At 65.6% G+C, this 19,331-nt stretch carries 18 protein-coding genes and 1 pseudogene; 8 read left to right on the top strand and 11 right to left on the bottom strand.

Features of this window, described 5'->3' with window-relative positions:
• Positions 1-11 precede the first annotated feature (11 nt).
• Positions 12-1,169: an acyl-CoA dehydrogenase family protein gene (locus EPN51_RS20575; RefSeq protein ID WP_293046177.1), complete on the top strand. Its 1,158-nt coding sequence runs from the start codon at positions 12-14 to the stop codon at positions 1,167-1,169.
• Positions 1,170-1,182: 13 nt separating this feature from the next.
• Complete coding sequence (locus EPN51_RS20570; protein ID WP_293046174.1) at positions 1,183-2,016, top strand: SDR family oxidoreductase; 834 nt, start codon at positions 1,183-1,185, stop codon at positions 2,014-2,016.
• 278 nt (positions 2,017-2,294) lie between these two features.
• Here EPN51_RS20570 and EPN51_RS20565 read toward each other — a convergent pair whose 3' ends face one another.
• The 3 genes from EPN51_RS20565 to EPN51_RS20555 form a co-directional block, all read right to left on the bottom strand.
• Positions 2,295-4,916: an NAD-dependent epimerase/dehydratase family protein gene (locus EPN51_RS20565; RefSeq protein ID WP_293046171.1), complete on the bottom strand. Its 2,622-nt coding sequence runs from the start codon at positions 4,914-4,916 to the stop codon at positions 2,295-2,297.
• 35 nt (positions 4,917-4,951) lie between these two features.
• A complete protein-coding gene (locus EPN51_RS20560; protein ID WP_293046169.1) occupies positions 4,952-5,956 on the bottom strand; it encodes a hypothetical protein in 1,005 nt (334 codons plus the stop codon).
• Positions 5,957-6,039: 83 nt separating this feature from the next.
• The gene (locus EPN51_RS20555) at positions 6,040-6,651 is read right to left on the bottom strand and encodes a TetR/AcrR family transcriptional regulator (protein ID WP_293046167.1); all 612 of its coding nucleotides are present in this window, start codon (positions 6,649-6,651) and stop codon (positions 6,040-6,042) included.
• Positions 6,652-6,875: 224 nt separating this feature from the next.
• On the opposite strand from EPN51_RS20555, the gene EPN51_RS20550 reads away from it, so the two are divergent.
• The gene (locus tag EPN51_RS20550; protein WP_293046164.1) at positions 6,876-7,433 is read left to right on the top strand and encodes a TetR/AcrR family transcriptional regulator; all 558 of its coding nucleotides are present in this window, start codon (positions 6,876-6,878) and stop codon (positions 7,431-7,433) included.
• Between the two features lie 12 nt (positions 7,434-7,445).
• On the opposite strand, the gene EPN51_RS20545 is transcribed toward EPN51_RS20550, so the two are convergent.
• The gene (locus EPN51_RS20545; protein ID WP_293046160.1) at positions 7,446-8,426 is read right to left on the bottom strand and encodes an acyl-CoA dehydrogenase family protein; all 981 of its coding nucleotides are present in this window, start codon (positions 8,424-8,426) and stop codon (positions 7,446-7,448) included.
• 55 nt (positions 8,427-8,481) lie between these two features.
• Between EPN51_RS20545 and EPN51_RS20540 the strand changes: the two genes are divergently transcribed.
• The 3 genes from EPN51_RS20540 to EPN51_RS20530 all read left to right on the top strand — a co-directional run bounded on the left by EPN51_RS20540 (position 8,482) and on the right by EPN51_RS20530 (position 11,497).
• Positions 8,482-9,729, top strand: coding sequence for an acyl-CoA dehydrogenase family protein (locus tag EPN51_RS20540; RefSeq protein WP_293046157.1), 1,248 nt, complete (start codon positions 8,482-8,484; stop codon positions 9,727-9,729).
• Positions 9,726-10,787, top strand: coding sequence for an acyl-CoA dehydrogenase family protein (locus tag EPN51_RS20535; protein WP_293046154.1), 1,062 nt, complete (start codon positions 9,726-9,728; stop codon positions 10,785-10,787). The genes EPN51_RS20540 and EPN51_RS20535 overlap by 4 nt, the downstream gene beginning before the upstream one ends.
• A 104-nt stretch (positions 10,788-10,891) precedes the next feature.
• Positions 10,892-11,497 (top strand): TetR-like C-terminal domain-containing protein, encoded by a 606-nt coding sequence (locus tag EPN51_RS20530; protein ID WP_293046152.1) that lies wholly within the window; start codon positions 10,892-10,894, stop codon positions 11,495-11,497.
• A gap of 16 nt (positions 11,498-11,513) precedes the next feature.
• On the opposite strand, the gene EPN51_RS20525 is transcribed toward EPN51_RS20530, so the two are convergent.
• From EPN51_RS20525 to EPN51_RS20505, 5 genes are all read right to left on the bottom strand, one after another.
• Positions 11,514-13,013: a fatty acid--CoA ligase family protein gene (locus tag EPN51_RS20525; RefSeq protein WP_293046149.1), complete on the bottom strand. Its 1,500-nt coding sequence runs from the start codon at positions 13,011-13,013 to the stop codon at positions 11,514-11,516.
• 90 nt (positions 13,014-13,103) lie between these two features.
• On the bottom strand, positions 13,104-13,370 hold the full coding sequence (locus tag EPN51_RS20520; RefSeq protein ID WP_293046147.1) for a fibronectin-binding protein: 267 nt from the start codon (positions 13,368-13,370) through the stop codon (positions 13,104-13,106).
• Positions 13,371-13,416: 46 nt separating this feature from the next.
• Entirely contained in the window at positions 13,417-14,004 is a 588-nt protein-coding gene (locus EPN51_RS20515) for a hypothetical protein (RefSeq protein WP_293046144.1), read from the bottom strand.
• Between the two features lie 264 nt (positions 14,005-14,268).
• Positions 14,269-14,493: a hypothetical protein gene (locus tag EPN51_RS20510; RefSeq protein WP_293046141.1), complete on the bottom strand. Its 225-nt coding sequence runs from the start codon at positions 14,491-14,493 to the stop codon at positions 14,269-14,271.
• A gap of 53 nt (positions 14,494-14,546) precedes the next feature.
• Positions 14,547-15,035 carry an SDR family NAD(P)-dependent oxidoreductase gene (locus EPN51_RS20505; RefSeq protein ID WP_293046138.1) on the bottom strand — a complete coding sequence of 163 codons (489 nt, stop codon included), beginning with the start codon at positions 15,033-15,035 and terminating at the stop codon, positions 14,547-14,549.
• 124 nt (positions 15,036-15,159) lie between these two features.
• On the opposite strand from EPN51_RS20505, the gene EPN51_RS20500 reads away from it, so the two are divergent.
• A complete protein-coding gene (locus EPN51_RS20500) occupies positions 15,160-15,765 on the top strand; it encodes a MarR family transcriptional regulator (protein WP_293046135.1) in 606 nt (201 codons plus the stop codon).
• 48 nt (positions 15,766-15,813) lie between these two features.
• On the top strand, positions 15,814-16,587 hold the full coding sequence (locus EPN51_RS20495; RefSeq protein WP_293046133.1) for an enoyl-CoA hydratase/isomerase family protein: 774 nt from the start codon (positions 15,814-15,816) through the stop codon (positions 16,585-16,587).
• 85 nt (positions 16,588-16,672) lie between these two features.
• Here EPN51_RS20495 and EPN51_RS20490 read toward each other — a convergent pair.
• Both EPN51_RS20490 and EPN51_RS20485 read right to left on the bottom strand, forming a co-directional pair.
• Positions 16,673-16,870 (bottom strand): annotated as a pseudogene (locus tag EPN51_RS20490) (acetyl-CoA C-acyltransferase); the annotation flags it as partial.
• Positions 16,871-16,921: 51 nt separating this feature from the next.
• Positions 16,922-19,321 carry a CoA transferase gene (locus EPN51_RS20485; RefSeq protein WP_293046130.1) on the bottom strand — a complete coding sequence of 800 codons (2,400 nt, stop codon included), beginning with the start codon at positions 19,319-19,321 and terminating at the stop codon, positions 16,922-16,924.
• Positions 19,322-19,331 lie beyond the last annotated feature (10 nt).

Below are 19,331 nucleotides of genomic sequence, written 5' to 3'. Positions count from 1 at the left end.
GACGGAGGGACATGCGTTTCCGACTTGACGAAGACGAGGCGCGGCTACGCGACGAGCTGCGCGGCCACATCGACGAGTTCAGCGCCGCCGACATGGCGGCGATGCGGGCCGAGATGGCCCAACTGGAAAGCGACCGCCAGGCGCCGAGCCACTTTCACCCGTGGCTGGTTCGCCAGAACGTCATCGGCCTGGGGTGGCCCGAGCCGATGGGTCGGCCCGCATCGCAGACGGATCGGTTCGTCGCGCACGAGGAACTCGATTCGGCCGGACTACCCACCTACGGCCTGGAACAGGCCGAGGCCGTCGGTTGGATGTTGGCCACATTCGGCCCCGAAGACCTTGCGGCCGAGCATATCCCGCACATCATCGACGCCTCGTGGAGCTACGCCGGCGGATACAGCGAACCCGAGGCCGGTAGCGACATGCTGGCCCTGCGGACCAAGGCCACCCGGACGTCCGACGGTGACTTCATCGTCACCGGCCAGAAGATGTGGACCTCCGGCGCGCATATAGCCGACTGGATCTTCACCCTGGTGCGGACCGAACCCGACAGTAGTCGCCATAAAGGGCTGTCGCTGTTGATGATCGATGCGCGCGCCCCCGGAGTGACCATCCAACCGATTCGGGTGATGGGCGGATGGCGGGTCAACGCCTGCTTCTTCGACAACGTGACAGTGCCGGCGCGGTCGCTGATCGGGCAGCCGGGCCAGGCGTGGACGATGATGTCGCGGGCGCTGGACATGGAGCGCTCGATGAGCTTCGGCGGCCGCGAGGCGCGTCTGTTGCTGGCACGCTATCTCGACCGGATCGGCACCCGCGGCACCCAACTCGACGAGGACGCGTACCGCCAGATCGGCGAATTCATCATGGAACTGCAGGCCGAGCGGCTGCTCGGTCAGCAGGTCGTCGCGCTGGGCGAGCGCGGCGAGCCCGCCAGCGGCGAAGCCTCGATGAGCAAGCTGCACGGGCCGGCGGTCGCCCAGCGTGTCGCGCAGTGGCTCGTCGACGCTCTGGGCCCCGATGCGTACACCCGCGACAGCGGGGACCCCCTGGCCGAGGACGCCGAGCACTTCCTGCGCGCGTCCACAGTGCTGTCAATCATTGGCGGCACCAGTGAAATTCAGCGCAACATCATCGCCCAACGCGGGCTGGGCCTGCCGCGAGGCTGAACGGAGACAGCTCATGGATCTCGGACTCAAGGACAAGGTCGCGGTCGTTCTCGGCGCGACACAGGGCATGGGCCGAGCGACCGCGCTGCGGCTCGGGACGGAAGGCGCCCACGTCGTCCTGTGTTCGCGCGGGCGCGAAGAGGGTGATTCCGAGTATCGGTATGTCGCCAAGCCGAGCCTGCAATCGGTCGCGCAAGAAGTCGCCAACGCCGGCGCAGCCTCCACATTGACCGTGGTCGCCGACCTCACCCGCGCCGGCGACGCCGAGAAAGTGGTCAAAGAGACCACCGAGCACTACGGGCATTTGGACAGGGTCGTCAACACCGTCGGCTTGTGCGAGGTACGGACATCACCCGTAGAGCCGGACGATTTGTGGGAGAGGGCTTTTCAGTCCGTGCTGATGACGTCGGTGCGGATCGCCCGCACCGCGATCCCGGCCATGTTGAACAACGGTGGCGGCGCGATCGTGACGACGTCGGCGATGTCGGTGCGCCACTTCATTCCCCGCATCGCGCACTACTCGGCGCAGAAGGCGGCGCTGGCCCATTTCACCAAGAACCTCGCCAAAGAATACGGCGCCCAAGGCATCCGGGCCAATGCTGTGCTGCCCGGCATGATCTTGAACGAGCAGTTGGTCGAGGAGCGCACGCAACGCATGGCGAAATCCGGCCACACCGAGGACGAGGATTTCCGCGAGCGTAACCAGGTCTATGGCGGAGCGACCTGGGGCAGCCGCTTCGGCGTGCCCGAGGACATCGCCGATGCCATCGCCTTCCTGCTGTCGGAGCGGGCTAGTTATGTCAACGGTGTGCTACTCAACGTCGACGGCGGCTCGGAATACTTCTGAGCATGGCGGTCCGCCGGGAAGCACCCGTCACCTGCTGGTTTCACACAAGTCCGAGATCGAGAGGTGGGCTGTCACCCAACTCGTCCAGCAAGGTATCGATGGGGGCCAGATCGAAGCCGGTCTGTCGCCGACCATGGTCACCGGATTGCTCTCCGGTGCAGTGCTTTACGAAGCAATGGCACGACGCGACGGTGTGTCGGTCAGCACTCCGAGTGACGATTACGCCGAGCAACTCGTCGACTTGGCCCTTCAGCGAGCCAGGGCGGAATATTCCGTCATCAGGGACGCACCGGCGTCACAGTACCGCGCGCGCCGTCAACCTCGACGAGGCAACCGTTCCTGAGGTCTAGGCTGGCGGAGCTCGTTCCCACGACGCAGGGTATGCCGAACTCGCGCGCGACGATCGCCGCGTGCGAGTGCAGACCACCCACATCAGTGACGACCGCTGCCACGCAGCCGAAGAGCGGCGTCCAGCCGACATCGGTGACCCGCACGACGAGGATGCTGTCGGGTGCGATGTCATCGATGTCATCCGGTGAATGCGCCACCCGCACCCGGCCGCGCACAACCCCCGGTGAAGCGCCGATACCCTGCAGCAGCTGAACATTAGTTTCGCCGTTCCGGTTCTGGACCGGTTCCCAATGCAGGGTGAAGATAGTGGGCAGATTCAGCCCCGCCAGCCTGACGCGCTCAGCGCGACGGGCGGGTATGCGCTCGGCGTTGGCCGCAGGCACGGCGATCTCGTCGGGCACCAGATAGAAAATGTCGCCGACGTCATCGAACACTCCGGCCTCAACCTGACGGCGACCGACCTCGCGGAGCCCTACTCGGAGCGAGTGAGTAGCGCGCATGGCGACGTCCTTGGAGCGCTCGCGTCGCCGCACGGCGGCGTTCAGCGCGGCGATGACCCGCCGGGGAATCCCCGAAAGCCCTGCCGGATCGGGGAATGCGTGGATCCGCACGTCCATCGCCATCCGCACGACATCGACAAGCTTGGCGGGATCGTCGCCGTACATCGGGTTGGCCAGCTCGGTCTCCCCCGGCCCCCGATGGCCGGCGGCCGCGATCAATTGCCAGAAGGCTTTGGCGAACATCGGGTCGACATCGTCGAGGCGCTTGACGAGGTCCTCTGCCGGTTCGGATCGGACTGCTCGTTCGAGTTGCGGCCGTGCCCGCGACATGTCTGCCAGCCGGCGAACCCCGCCCAGGAGGGAAGCACTGGCGAGTCCGGTCGTGCCGCCACGCATCGCCGACAGATCGAGGTCGGGAGCCACCTTGCGCACCAGAGCCTGAGCCGCCGACGCGACCAAGTTTGTTGTGGTGCTATACGCCCAGGCATCGATGGTGAGTTCGCGCATCGAGTCGATCAGTGTCACCAGGGCGTTGTCGTTTAGTCGGCCGAGTTGTTCCGGCGATGGTGCTAAAGCCTCGATGCGCCGGCCGATTTCGGCCACTCGGCGGCCCACGCCGGCCATCCGCAGGACGGCCGGGGGCATGCCCAGCACCGAGCGGAGCGACTCGAGGACCGGTGCACGCTCGTCGGTGCTGTCCGCGGTGTGCGCGACGCCCAGCACGTGTTCGTCGACCTCGCGCGGATTGGTGCCCGGCATCGCGCGCGCCATCGCGTGGACGACAGAGAGATTTGTGTACAGGCGATGGCCGACGGAGGCGATGCTCAGTGTGCGCTGCGCGCGCACGACCTCATCGTCGCGCATGCCCAACACCTCGACCTGGATGGCTCCGGCGAGGCGCAGCGCATCCCTGCCGATCAGCAGCGACATCGGGGTCAGCGTTCCGGGGAATGCTTCGCCCACGTTGGCGGTGGTCAGTGTGGGATAGCGGGCGTCGATGTAATCGTCGAACTCGCCGCGCAGCCCGGCGGGGGCGGGATCGACGCAATGCGCTTCCGGGGGACGGTGGTCGCGCACCCAACGGTGATCCGGTGTGGGGGTTCGCCAAGGTGTGGGCACCCGGGCTGTGCCCAAATACGTCACCGCCCTCACTCCGGCACGCGCATCGGTCAACGCCGAGCGCGAATCGTGCACCGGGGTGTATTCCCATTCGCTGACCAAACGTGTGGTGTCCAGGGTGGGCATGTAACGGAAACCGTCCAGGTCGGCTGGGCTGAGCTCGAGCAGATCGGCACGCCATGCGGCGGCCGCTCCGGAGCGGAGGATTTTGAAAGGCAGTTTGACAAGCCGCTTTTGGAGAATCTCGGCGATCTCGTCAATCGTCAGACCCGTGTCGAGGGGTCCGACGTTGACTGTGCCCGTGCGATCACCGAGGGCCGCTTCGGCGTGGAATCGGCCCACGTCGTCGGTGTGCAGGAACTGCCACGGGCGCATCTCTCCGGTGGGAGCCACCAGCATGGGGTGTGCCAGGAAGCGGAACTCGTAATTGTCCATATCGCGCCCAGCCACCACACAGGTGCGGGTGATGACCGACGGCACACCCGACTCGTGAATCAGCTCCTCGCAGATCGCCTTGTGCTTCGCGTAGAGCACGTCCGGATGCGGCCGCAGCGGATGGTCTTCCGCGATGACGTCCGGGTTGTCCGGCCACGGCCCGTACGCGAGGGTCGAGGAGGTGAAGACCAGCTTTTCGGCTCCGGTGGATTCCATGGCGCGCAACACGTTCCGCGTCCCACCGATGTTGATGTCTTCCACGCCGGTCGACGACCGCAACGGAGCCAGCAGAAAGGCCAAATGCACCACCCGGTCGCAACCCCGCATGGCCCGCTCGACAGCTTCGGCATCGCGAATATCGCCGCTGATAGAGGCCACCCCGGTGATGTCGACCGTGCGCCGCGCGAGAGCCACGACCGACGCACCTCGCCGAACGAGGTCGCGGCAGATCACCCGGCCGAAGACACCGCTGGCTCCGGTCACCAGGACTCGCATCGAGTGCTCCTCAAAATCGCAAGTGGCGGAACTACTTACACGCGGTCGGGAAAGACTTCCTGCCATGCCCAGTGGCGCTTGAGTTCACGAGTTTCACCGACGCGCCGGAGCACGCCGGCGTGACCCGACCAACCCGGCCGGGCAGCCGAGAACTCGACCATCTGACCGTTGGAGTCGGTCACGAACTCCCACGGTCGCCCATCTCCCAAGTCAAAGGTGATCCGGTCGACGAATTCGTCGTCGCGCCAATCGATCTTGGCGCCGACGTTGCGGGAGTCGACGAGCACCGCATCCGAGGACGCCACCGCCGCGAAGCGGAAACGGTCGGCACCGATGCTCATGTGCCCCCACTCGACCGAACCGTCGCCGTACTCATTGGCGAAGACGTTCCAGCCGCCCTGCAGGCGCATCCAGATCGCGCTGTTGTTCCAGTCGACGCCGTGCGGGAGATAGCTCTGGTCGACGGCGAAGAATCCCGTGACCGGTTCGCCGAATATCGTGCCCTCGGCGAAATACGGTGTCGACGTGTAATACAGGGCGCCGGGCTCACCCGGGACCCCAGCCTCCCCCGGCCCGTTGCGCCAGGGAACGTAGACGTGAAATCCGGGCGCCGCGAGGCTACCGCGGATGTCGAGAAGTTGGCCTTCGGTGCCCTGTTCCCGCCACGCGAAATCTCGGTCCCCCAACTGGACTTCGAAGTTCGCGGCGCGCGCCGAACCGCCGGCCGTCAGGTCGTAGCCGTCGATAAAGTCGCGGCGGACCTTGCCGCCGACGGAAGCCTGCGAACTGCGGGGGTCGGCCCGCAGCCCGACGTCGTCGGACGCCATGATGGCGATATCGCGCGTGGTGTACCCGACCGCCTTGCGTAGCATCGCGTACGACCGCCCGTCCGCGGTGCGCAGGATGCCGTAGAACCAGGTGCCTTCCAGGACCAGCCCGAAGTAGGTCCGGGTGACCACGCTCTGGTCGGCCTCCGGTCGGAAAAAGCCGACCAACGGCTGATGCGCGAAATCGGCTCGGCGCGGGAAGTTCTCCGCCATCTCAGCGACCTCCAGGCCAATTAAATGCACACAATGCAGCTAATTGGTGACCGTACCACGCGAGCCTCCGCCGTAACAGGGCCTCAGTCAGAACCGAGTGTGCGTCCGCGCAGCAGGAAATCGACCATCCTTTCGGCCTCGCGCCGGGCGGAAGCCGACTGTTCGGGGAAGCCCAGGTTCGTATAGAACCCCTGCAACATCGTCGCCCCGGTGAGGCTGCGGAGAAATTCCGTTGAGGCCACGTCCGGGTGCCACTCGCCCCGTGCGACACCGCGCTCGAGGACTTCTCGTGCGCTCTTGAGCCGCACGGTATTGATCTGTTCCCATTCGGCGCGCAGCGCCTCGTCGTCGCTGCTGTCGAAGACGATGCGAAACGTCGCGATTCCGTGCGTGCTGGAGAAGCCTTCGAGCATCTGTTGCGCCACGGACACAAGCTGATCCCGCACACTGCCCTCGTCGGCGACCTCGAGGCCCGCGTCGAACGATCTCACCGCCGCGAGAAGCAGATCCTGTCGGGTCGGCCAGCGCGCGTACACCGCCGGTCGGCTGCAGCCGGCCGTCTTGGCCACCAGGTCAACGGTGAAGCCCGCCTTGCCGTGCGCGGCGTAGACACGCAATGCCGCATCCAGCACGCGGGCGTCCATGTCCGGGTCGCGGGGGCGACCAGGGCCCGCGCCCGAACCCCTCGTGCTCACGTCCGGATCCTCGCACGCACCGGCGGGCCTCCATCGTCTGACCATCTCTTCCGATGCTGAACAGTTCCATCGATGCGGAGCTCGAGTTCCGCTAACTGGGTGGGTTTCGCAATAAACATTCTAGGTATGGCTATGTCCGCACAGCGCGGGAAAGGTTAGGGGCACAACTTGTTCCGAGCGTTCAAAAAAGATTTGTATGCCCCGACCGGTGCCGATTTCGCAAGTTGGAAGCCCTGGCAAAGCACGGCTACCACGCCACCAGCTTGAACGACATCGTTGCCCGCGCGGGAGTCGGCAAGGCCGCAATCTACCGACGGTGGTCTTCAAAAGCCGCCTTGATGACGGACGCTCTGGTCTACTGGCGACCCGAGTTGGTCGGCGATGACGCTCCCAACACCGGCAGCCTGGTCGGAGACCTCGATGCACTGGTTGACCGCGTGCAGCGCAACGACAACGGTTTGATCTCCAATGACGTGGTGTTGCGGGTAGCCCTGGAGGCCGCGCACGACCCTGAACTGGCCACGGCACTCGACGATTTGATGCTCTTCAGGGGGAGACGGATGATGTCGACAGTCCTGGCGCGAGCCGCGGACCGTGGCGAGATGTCCGCCACCCACGACTGGTCGTTGCTCGCTGACGTCATATCGGCGATGGGCCTGCTGCGTGTCATCGGCGGACAGACGGCCGACGCCGATTTCGTTCGTCAAGTCATCGACACGCTGATCCTGCCGGCAGTGCGGACACCACCTAGTAAGATCCGTACGGCAAAGAAACGATCCTAGACCGATTGCGGCTCAACCACTTTCGCGTGACCACCGGGGCAAGGTGAAACCACGGTCGAACTGCCATAAGTCAGTGGCTTGGTCCCGCGTCGCGGGATCGGCCAACGTTCGGGCCAGTTGCGCCAGCCACGGAGCGGGGTCCGGCATCGCGGCGCTCCACGCGCGAATGCGCCTGGAGTACAGCTGGCAGTCGGCCTCGACAGTGAAGCCGTAGCCGCCCAGCGCCTGATGCACGGTGGCCGCGGCCTGACGCGACGCCGCACGTGTCTTGGCCGCCGCCATGACCGCGGCGAAAAGCGGCAAGGCCCCGTCTGCCGCGGCGAGATACGTCGCATGACGCATCAGCAAGTCGGCGGCCTGCACGGCGGTCGCAACGTCCGCCAACGGATGGGAAACACCCTGGAAGCTGCCGACGGGAACCCCGAACTGGCGGCGCTCGGCGACGTAGTTGACCCCATAACGGATCAGCGCTTGGGCGGCGCCGACCAGTTGGGCCGACTCCAGCAGAAAACCCCAAGCACGCATCGCGTCCACATCACCATCACACGCCTGCGGACTGACGTTTTCGACGAATACCACGGACTCTCCCGCGGCGCTGCGACGCGCCGCACCGGCCAGTCCTGAGATGCCAAGACCCGACTGCAGGGGAACCGCTACTCGCGAAAGTCCCGCCGGCACCACCGACCGGTCGACGCCGTTGGCCACGTCAGGCTTGCCGAGCAGAATGCGGGCCGGCATCGCCGAGACGAACGGCACCGGCGCAAGGTGCGCACCGAGCGTGACCGCCGCGCGGGTCAACAGATACGGATCGGGGGGTAGCTCCCACAGGCCGAAATCGCGGACCGCCTGATCAAGCTGCTCAACAAAGGTCGCCGCCTCGGACTCACCAACCTCCATGCCGCGCAGGGCCTCCGGTGAGCAGTATTTGGTGAGAACGGCGGCGAGCGCATCCGCAAGTTCCTCGGCCTGCTGAGGCCAACGCTCATCGAACATCCGTCACTCCGACCATCTCGCGTAGTAAATCGTCAACCAGGTTATACTATTCGCTGTGCAGCAGGACCCCAAGACGGCGCCGCCCCCCGGGCTCGGCGAGCTGGACATCGATCTGTCCGAAGAGGATGCCGTATTTGCCGAGGCGTGGACGTCGTGGCTGAACGCACACCTCCCACCGATGAACAAGAGACTCGCGACTGCCACCGGCGACGACGTCAAGCATGCGTTAACCCGCGAATGGCAGTCGGAGATGGCGGCCGGTGGCTGGGCGGCCATCACCTGGCCACCCGAATTCGGTGGCCGAGCAGCCACCGCCCGACAGCAACTGATCTTCTACCTCGTTTCGGCCGAGCGCCGGGTTCCCCCGTTGGCCGGTCGGATCGGTCTGAACCTGTGCGGGCCCACCCTCATCGCGCACGGCACAACCGAGCAGCAACAACGCTTCCTGCCGCCGATGCTCGATGGCCAGCACATATGGTGTCAAGGCTTTTCGGAGCCCGGGGCCGGCTCCGACCTCGCGTCGCTGCGGACCCGAGGTGTCATCGACGGTGACAGCCTGGTGATCACCGGACAGAAAATCTGGACATCAGGCGCCCAGCACGCCGACTGGATGTTCGCGCTGGTGCGCACCGACCCTGACGCGCCCAAACGTCGTGGTATCAGTTTTGTCTTGGTCCCGATGTCCGCCACCGGCGTCGACGTCCGGCCCATCCACCAGATCTCCGGTGACGCGGGGTTCAACGAGGTGTTTCTCGACGAAGTACGGGTGCCACTGAGCAACGTGGTCGGAGAGCTCAACGACGGCTGGAACGTCACCCGCACCACCTTGGCCAACGAGCGGGCGATCTTGTTCATGGGTCAGCAGATGGCGTTGACGGCGACGCTGCGCAAGGCCATCGCGATGGCGAAAACCCCGGATCCGCATGGCGTTCGTGCCGCTGATGACCCGCACATACGCGACCGAATCGCTCAGGCATGGATCGACGTGGAGCTGGTGCGGCTCAATGGAATGCGAAATTTGGCCAAGGTATTGGCCGGCAAGGAGCCGGGCCCGGAGGGCGCCATGTCCAAGCTGTTCGGCCAGCACGTCGAACAGCGTCAGCATGAGTTGGCCCTTGATCTGGGCGGAGAGTTCGCCATCCTCGACCGCGGTGCTGCCAATGCGCCCAACCGCGGCAAGTGGGCCCTGGGCTGGCTGCGCACACGCGCATCCACCATCGGCGGCGGTACCTCGGAAATTCAGCGCAATGTGCTGGCCGAGCGCATCCTCGGGCAGCCCCGAGACCCTTGGGCCGATGCATGAAGTTTGAGTTCACCGAAGAGCATGAAGCGCTGCGCAGCTTGATTTCCGAGGCGTGTCGGCGGGAGGCCGAACCTCGCGGGTGTTACGAGGGCCAGTCGGTGTTCGACGCCCGGCTCTGGAGCGCGCTGTGTGACGCCGGTGTGGTAGGCGTGGGAGTCTCGGAGCGCTACGAAGGCGGCGGCGCAGGCCCCGTCGAACAGGTGATCATCGCCGAGGAGTTGGGCCGTACGGTAGGGGCAGTCCCGTTCAGCGAACACTCCGCCGCCGCCGAAATCGTTGCGCTGCTGGGCTCTGACGATCAGCGGAAACGGCTGCTGATCCCACTGGCTCGCGGCGAGTCGATCGCCGGCATCGTCCTGCCGACCCCGGCCAACCTCGATGCGATCGAGGCGCGCCGGGACGGGATGCAGTGGCGACTCAACGGTCATCTTCCGCTCATCCCCGACGCCGGTGCCGCCAACGTGTTGCTGGTCCCCGCCATCGTCGACGGGCGGACAAGATGGTTCATCACCGAGGCCGCCCAAGTCACCGCTCTGCCCACCGTCGATCGCACCCGGCCCGCCGCGAGCGCGGAATTCGGTGACGCCGACGCCGAGCTGCTGTCCGGCACCGAGACCACCGAGCGCCCCGGCGAACTGCTGATGACCCTGGCTGCCGCCGAGGCGGCGGGCGCTGCCGATACCGCACTGCAGCAGACCGCGCGTTACACCACCGAACGGCACCAGTTCGGCCTTCCCGTCGGAACCTTCCAGGCCGTCAAGCATCGCCTTGCCGACATGCTTGTGGCCGTCGAGAACGCGAGATCGGCGGTCTACGGCGCGGCCTGGGCGCTCGCCGAAAGCGACCGCACCGCGCGGTCGGTGTGGTTGGCCCAGGCGGTGGCCACCGGCAACGCCGTCACGGTGGTCAGCGACGCGATCCAGTTGCACGGCGGCATCGGTGTGACGTGGGAATGCGATCTACATCTGTTTCTGCGCCGGGCCAAGGCCCTCGAGGCGACGTACGGATCACCGTCAACGCATCGCGCGCTCATCGCGCAGAACCTGCTCGACGGCTGAAAACGGCCCGCTGGTTTGCGCGTTTGGCGGGCAGTCCCCCGATCCTGGGCCATAATTGCGCTCCAGTATTTTTCTGAGATCGAGTCGAACGGGCAAGGACGGTCATGACACGATCGGCAAATGCGGGCACCGGTCGGCCCCGCGACCCGATGGTGGAGGAACGCGTGCGCCAGGCCGCGTGTGAACTGTATGGGCGCGTCGGCTGGGCCGGTTTCAGCATCGACGCGGTGGCCAGGGAGGCCCGGGTCGGCAAGTCGTCGATCTACCTGCGCTGGCCCGACCAAACGGCGTTGCTCCTCGACACGCTCGAGGCCCGCATCGCGCTGCCGCTCGATATCGATACGGGCAGCCTGCGCAGTGACCTACGTGTATTGAGCCGCAGCACGTTTGACCTCTTGGTCAGCGACGTCGGTGACGTCGTCGTGCGGCTCAGCGCGGAGGCGCGCTCAGTACCCGAACTGGCGCCGCGCTGGGAGGCTTTCATGGCCGCGCAGGCCACCGCCATGCGGGCGATCACACAGCGTGGCGTCGAACGCGGCGACCTACCTGAAAACGCGCCGGTCACCCTCATGCTGGATGCCCTTTTCGGCGGGCTGCTGATGCACTACATGGCTACACCACCGTCACGCATGGGGCGAGTTGCCAAAGAGGCCGAAAAGTTCACCGAGGCACTGGTCGATATGGTTCTCGCTGCCGTGCCCACGACGTGAGGGCGGCTGCCCGGCGTCAGGGCTGAGCGAGGCTCGAATTCAGTTCCCTGGTGAGTTCCCGGCGAAGAATTTTGCCCGTCGGCGAGACCGGCAGCTCATCACGGAACACGATGCGGTCGGGCGTGCGCGACCCTCGGAGACGCGCGCGCATCCACTTTTGCAGCTCGGTATCCGTCGGACTCGTACCCGCCGCGGGCACCACGACCGCGACGATGATTTGTCCCCATTCTTGGTCATCGGCGCCGACAATCGCGACGTCACGCACCGAAGCATGCTCGACCAGAACCTCTTCCAACTCAGCCGGCGCGATGTTTTCTCCGCCGCGAATGATGGTGTCGTCGCTACGGCCCAGGACAAACAGATAGCCGTCGTCGTCGTGCAGCGCCAGATCTTTAGTGGGGAACCATCCGTCGTCGTCGAGCACCGAGCCGATTTCTGCATAACGTCCGGACACTTGGGGGCCGCGTAGGAACAGTTCCCCGGTGACGCCGGCGGGTTGGACTCGACCGTTCTCATCTCGGATTTGCACCTCGATGTCGGGCACCGGACGTCCAACCGAGCCCAGGCGCCGCACGGTGGCCTGATCGTCTGAATTGAGTGCCGCCCAATGGTCTTCGGGAGTCAGCACCGCGACCGTCGAACTCGTCTCGGTGAGACCGTAGGCGTTCACGAAGCCGACGTGTGGAAGCAGTGTCAGCACCTTGCGAACCAGGGGCAGCGGGACTTTGGAGCCACCGTAGGCGAGGCTGCGCAGTGAACTCAAGTCAGCAGGTTCAGATTCCAAAGTCGAGGCGATCCGGTCCAGCATCGTCGGCACCACCGTCGCGTTGGTGACCTTCTCCTGGTCGACCAGGCGGATCCATTCTCGCGCATCGAAATTGGGAAGGTAAACCAGCCGCCTGCCGGCATAGATGTTCGACAATGCCGCGCCCACACCGGCGATGTGGTAGGGCGGTACGCAAACTAGCGCGGAGTCCTGCGGTGACGCCGCACCGAATTCGACTGTCCCCGTGACATAACTGACGAGGTTGTCATGAGACAACTCCACGGCTTTGGGACGTGCGGTCGTTCCGGAGGTGAACAACAACACCGCGACGTCGTCCGGCTCTGGCATCATCGCCACCGGCTCCACAGTCGCAGCGCGCTGGATGAACTCGTCGCTTGACAACGCCTCGACGCCAAGATCGGCGAGGATGCCGCGATACTGCGGATCAACGATCAATAACGGAGACGCGATCCGGTCGAGCAACTCGCGCAGCGCGTCGCTACTGAGGCGGTAATTCAGCGGACAGAACGGTACTGCGGCACGAGCGCTCGAGAACAACAGCAGCGGCAACATCGCCCCGCCGACTCCGATGTAGGCGACATGACGTGCACCGCTCGCCGCGGCCACCCCGGCGCCACCGTCGGCCAGCCGCGATAAATCGGCAAGGGTCCAACGGGTATCACCGTCGACTACCGCCGGACGCTCGGGCGCTTCACTGGAGGCCATTTCCAGCAGCAACGAAATAGTCAACCGATCGACCCCTTAGTGATGATCCCTAAAATATATAACCAGGTTAACTATATTAACACGGATGCGCGCGCCGGTGGCAGCGCCATCCACTCACGGACCAAATGGTGACGCCGCCGGCGCGCCACTGGGATTCGAGGCGGGAAGCTGCGGAACCGATACGCCGTTGATGGTGGCCGGGCCCTGTGTCAGGTCAATGTCGTGGTCGAGATTTGGCGCGACGGGCATGAATTTGCAGAGAAATGTCACTGCCAGTTCGCAAGGATCGTTGGCGGGGTCAGCGCCAGCCGGCGCCGTGCAGCACAACGCCGCCACGGCGGCACCAATTGCAGCCATCACGGCCTTCTTGACGATTTTCATTGAACCCCTTAGCTGTTGATTCGGGCGGCGGGTGTCTTGCTAGCGATCAGACCGGCGTGAAGTCGGAGATCAACCAGCGGTGGCCAATTTTCTCGAGGGTTACGCGGACGTCGGACGCGGTGCTCGTGGGCGGGTCCGGGTCGCGGAGGAAGGTCTGATTGACGAATACGATGACCACCGCGTGGTCGATCGATGCCTGCACGAACGCCGCGGCTGGCACCGTGACCACCGAAGTAATGTGCTGTTCGCGTGCGTCCGGGATCACGTGCTGGTGTGTGAATACTGCGTAAGACGTTTTGAATTTGCCGGTCAGCAATTCGCGGGCGGCGCCGAGACTTTTCTCCGCGGTGTCGGGCTGGTAGGCCAGCAGAGCCAACGCGCCGTCCGTAGCCGCATGAACCGATTCCGCGCGCGCTTGCTGCACGAGATGCGCCGACATGGTGTCCCACGCCAAGCAGCCGGCGCCGCCCCCGAGGATCACGGTCAGCGTGGGCAGCAGGACGAAGGCGACGACCCGTGGCCAGCGGCGGCCCTTCGGAGGGGAAGCAATGGCCGTCGAGTCATCAGTCGGGGCCTTGTCCACATCAGCCGGGACCCCGGGAAGGCCCACGGTGGATGCCTCCTCGAGGTCCACCAGCTCATCGGGCCAATCGGCCGTATTCCAACCGGCGATCGGCTCCGTCGCATCGGACGCTGCAGGTTCGGCAGCGCGCGGGAGTCGGTGCCGCCCGCTGGTGACACCGCCGGAGGCGTTCTTCCCCAGACGTACCCCCATGAGACCACCCCGCTCCCTGGCTCGCAGCAATGACCATGCGTCCTCGCTGCTATCACACTAAGTTAAACAGCTCAACCTGTGAACCGGTGCTAGGTAATTGTTGCGATGGATGTGCGGCGCGACTCAGGTGATGGCCGAGAGGCGTCGCACCACACCGGCAAGCAGCCGCGGCGATAGCCGGCGCATTCGCCATAGTCCTTTCGCCGGTATACCGGGGAACACGTGGATCCTCGCGTGCCGACGGACCAGCGACGCCTCGATGGCGTCGATGACCTGCTCGGGAGCCGCAACGGGAGACAGGTTCTTCAGCCGTTCGGACATTCCCTGGGCCATGATGTCGTCGAGCATCGGTGTCTGAACCCCAGCGGGACAGACGCACCGCACACTGACACCACTGCCCTTCAGTTCCATATCCAGGGTCCCGGCAAACCCACGACGGCGGTCGCCGTGTAGGCCGCCATCGCAGGCGTCGGCATCCACCCGGCGAGCGAAGCGAACAGCACCACCTCGCCCGCGCAGCGTGCGCGCATACCCGGCAGCACCGCCTTCACCCAACGCACGGTCCCGAGGTAGTTGACGTTCATCGAACGTTCGAAGGCATCCTGCGGCAGATCTTCGATGCGGCCCGAGACCGCGATGCCGGCCGCATTGACCACTCTGTCGATCGCACCGAATCGGTCCGCGACGGCCCGGGCGGTCGCGCCGACCTGGTCGTCATCCGTGACGTCACACGGGTGCGCGACAGCGCCGGTGCGGGCGGCGACGGCGTCCAGTTTGGGTCCGGGGAGATCGACCGCGGCCACGGTCCATCCCGCGTTCGTGAGCCGGGTGGTCATCAGTTCGCCCATTCCGCTGGCGGCTCCGGTTACGACGGCGACCCCGGCGACCATCACGGTCTCCTCCCGAAGAACGCGGCATCGAACTGGCTATGATCGAGGGCGCTATACATCTGAAGGATATATATTCGGAGTTCGAGCCGCGATGGCGACCGCGTGGTCGTTGGAAGGATCGGTGATGATTGAGCTGAAAGTCCTGCAAGCGGTTCGCCTCAAAGGCCGCATCGGGCAGGACGACATCGCGAGCACCACAGGTGAAGACCCAGCCACCGTGGCCGACGCGGTCAGAGCGGTGATCGAGGCGGGCTTGCTCATCGAGGGAAAGACGATCCGAATCTCCCCCGAGGGTCGCACCCGGCTCAGCGAGCTGCTTGCGGGCGAGCGGGAAAAGGGGGACCAGGATGCCATCGCCGTCGCCTATGACAAGTTCCGCAGCATCAATGCCGATTTCAAAGCGCTGGTGTCGGATTGGCAGCTCAAAAACGGTGAGCCGAATCCGCACGATGACGACGAGTACGACGCGGCCGTGCTGGCCCGGCTCGCCGACGTACACCGGAGGGTGACACCGGTCAACGCGGCCGTCGCGAACGAGATACCTCGGTTGGCAAGCTATTCGGACAAGTTGCAGGCCGCGCTGACGAAGGTGCAGGCGGGAGAGACGGCCTGGCTGACACGCCCGATCGTCGACTCGTATCACACCGTGTGGTTCGAGTTGCACGAGGAACTGATACTGGCCGCCGGGCTCACCCGCGAGAGCGAGGCCCAGGCCGGCCACGCCCATTAACCCGTGTCCTTCTGAATGAGCAGGCAAGGCAGGAGCAATGTGACAGACATGACCGACTTTGAGACCATCGAGTTCCACGTGAGCGGCCATGTCGCCACGCTGACGCTCAATCGGCCCGAGAGGCTGAATTCCTTCAACGAACGCATGGCCGACGAAGTGGCCGCGGTCTGGCGCCGGACCCGGGAGGACGATGACATCCGGGTGGCCGTCGTGCAGGCCAACGGTGACCGGGCGTTCTCCACCGGTATCGACGTCGAAAAGGGTCCGTGGTGGTTTCACGAGCCGATCTTCAACCAGGAGGATCCGGGCGTCTTGCTCGGCCCCAAGGCGCACCTGGTGTGGAAGCCGGTGATCGCGGCGCTGCACGGCATGGTGGCTGGCGGCGCAATGTATTTCGTCAACGAAGCCGACTTCGCGATCTGCTCCGAGTCGACGGTGTTCTTCGACCCGCACGCCAACGGCGGCGTCGTGTCCGCGCTCGAACCGATGGGCATGATTGCTCGAGGCGTGCCCTACGGCGACGTGATGCGCTGGGCGCTCCTCGGCAGCGAGGAGCGGATCGGCGCCGACACTGCACAGCGCCTCGGGCTGGTGACCGAAGTTGTACCGGACGACCAACTACGTTCCCGCGCAGCCGAATTAGCGGCAGAGATCGCAACCCGACGCCCGCAGGCGATCCAAGGCACCGTCCGCGCGATGTGGGAGGCCCGTGACCTACCGCCCAGCGTGGCGCAGCGACACGGGTTGTCCTACACCCATATCGGCAACGCCGGCGCCGACACCGATTCACGCACCAACAAGCGCGCGCCGCGCACCCGCTGAGAGGGACGTTCCGGATCTAGGAAACCTCGATCACCATCACCGCGCCCATGCCGCCACCGGCGCACATGGACAGCGCGTCGAGGCCGCCACCGCCTTGCAGACTTTCCGCCAACACGAGGTCGTCGAAATCGCTTGGGGCCAGACCCGAGCGGTCAACGACGGCCGCAACCACCGGCTTGGCCAGCTCGATCGCCGGCATGCTCGCGAGGCTGCCCCACCGCGAGGTGCCGATCGCGGTGCGCGCAGCGGCGACGATGGCCGCCTTGCTGCTTGCAGCGTCAATACGAACCGCTAACCAATATAGTTTACTTAGTAAGACTGGTGACGGGCGGCGCTATTTGTCTGCGGCCTGAGTGAGTGCGAGGACCTCGGCGGTAACGAGCTCGTCGATCTCGGCGGCCGACATGCCGAGCAGGTCGCGGCAGATGTCGCGGGTATCGGCCGCCATCGCGGGCGCGGCCCGCAGCAGTGGCTCTGGGATGTTTTCGAAGAGCGCCGGACCCATGAAGGCCTCCAGCGGCTCTTCGTGGCCGGGCTGGTCCAGTTCGCCCAGCTGATGGCGGGCCGCCAGGTGCGGCTCGCTGAGCAGATCCTTGACGTGGACCGCGGCACCGGCGGCCACTCCCGCGGCCTGCAGGCGCTCCTGCGCGTCACGCGGCGTCAGCGGCGCGATCCAATCCTGCACCAGCGCGTCGAGTTCACCGCGGTGCGCGACGCGATCGGCGGCCGTCGCGTACTCGGCCTTGTCCGCGAACTCCGGCCGGCCGATGACTTTGGCCAGCTTGGCCCAGTCGTCATCACCCTGCACGGTCACCGCGCAGTATGCGTCCTCACCAGTGCACCGGTAAATGCCTGCCGGCGCGTCGAATTCGCCGCTGTTTCCTTTAGCGACCATGGTCCCGGGGTCGAGGGATTCGCGAACGTATTCGGTAGCCAACTGGCAGAACACCGTCTCCATTTGTGCCACACCGATCCATTGCCCCACCCCGGTCCGCTCGCGCTCGATCAACGCGGCGACGACCCCGGCGGCACCCACGCGCGCCGCGGCGTGATCGGGATAGACAGTCTGGTCATCACCGAAACCCTCAGGTGCGTCGCGGTGGCGCCACAGCGTGGTCAGCCCCACAGTGGCGCGCACCAGGGGACCGTAACCCATTCGCCGCGACCACGACCCGGTGCTGCCCAACGCGCTGCTCTCGACCACGATGATGCGTGGATTGATGGCTTTGAGCTTGGCGTAGCCCAGCCCGAGTGAGTCGAGCGTTCCGGGTTTGAAGTTGGTCAGCACCACATCGGAGGAGGCGACCAATCGGCCGAACAGCTCTTTGCCCGCGTCGCTGCGCAGGTTCAGTCCCAAGCTGCGTTTGTTGCGGTTGCCCAGCGCGAACGAATAGCCCACCTTCCCTGGGGAATCTGTTTGGCGCGCACCGTCGATGAACGCGCGGTTCTCCACCTTGATCACCTCGGCGCCCTGATCGGCGAGCTGGCGACCGGTTTCCGCGCCGACCACAATGACGCCGAGATCGAGCACCCGCACACCGGCCAGCGGCCGGGCGTCCACGTCCGTGCTCGCCATGGCCGCCGGACGAAAGTCTTCGGCCAAAACTTCGTCCGTATGCTCGCCGAGTTCCGGTGCGCGGTGCCGAAATCCAGCCCGCTCGTCGTCGAATTCGAGGTAGCCGTTCGGGATGGCGGCGCGCACGCCGGGTGCGATCTCCGCGTCGACGAAGGCTTTACGTTCGCGAACGTGGTCACTGGTCAGGATTTCATGGCCGGTGTTCAGTGGTGCGATCGCGATTCCCAATTGGGATCCGTGCGAGACGATTTCGTCGCGGGTCCTGTCGGCGAAGAAGTCGACGATTACCGGGCGGATCTTGCCCCAGTTCATGAAGCGGCCGAAGAGCTGCTCGAACACCGGATCGGACAGCGCCTCTGGCTCGCCCATCCAGGTGAAAAGGGCACGCCACTGCTTGGCCGAGGCGACGAACATCCGGACGTGTCCGTCGCCGCACGGCACGATGGGGTACATCATGCGCACGTCTGGCCGCCCCGGCGCCGCGGTGTAGAGCGGCTGGCCCATGGTCGCAGTGCCGGCCATCCCGAATCCGGGGTCGAGATCCTGGGCAACGAGTTCGAACAACGAACAGTCGAGATAATCCCCACCGCCACCGCGCTGCGCTTTGAAGTACGCCAGCAGCGCGGCATAGGCGACGTCGACGGCGGCCGTCTGCGTGGCCAATTCGCCAGGTGGCAAAAGCGGTTCACGCCCTGGCGCTCCGGAGCGGGTGAGTAGCGACGACATGGCGGTGAACACCGCCTCGCTGGCGTGATAGTCGCGATAAGGGCCGGTCTGCCCGAAGTCGGTAACCGAAACCACGACCAGCCGTGGGTTGCGCTCGCGCATCGTCGCGTGCCCGACGCCGAGTTCGGTGAGGCGCCCCGCCGGATGGGATTCCAGGAAGATGTCCGCGCCATCGGTCAATCCGAGCAACTGTTGACGTCCCTCGGCCGTGTTGATGTCGACGACGACGCCGCGCTTGTTGGCATGCGCGGTCGCGAAGCGCAGACCGTGGCCGTCGTATTGGGGCTCGGACCGGCGCGACGCGGCGCCCTCCGGCGGCTCCACCAGCACTACATCGGCGCCCAGGTCGGCCAGGAAGCGGCCCGCGAAACCGGCCGCGCCGTCGGTGAAGTCGATGACGCGCAGGCCGCTCAAGGGAAGTGTGTCGGGCATGGTCGCCGTC

Origin of the sequence: Mycobacterium sp., assembly GCF_004298145.1 — a bacterium.
Classification (GTDB): domain Bacteria; phylum Actinomycetota; class Actinomycetes; order Mycobacteriales; family Mycobacteriaceae; genus Mycobacterium.
Note: the sequence above shows the minus strand (reverse complement) of the source record. Positions and strands in the feature narration are given on the sequence as shown.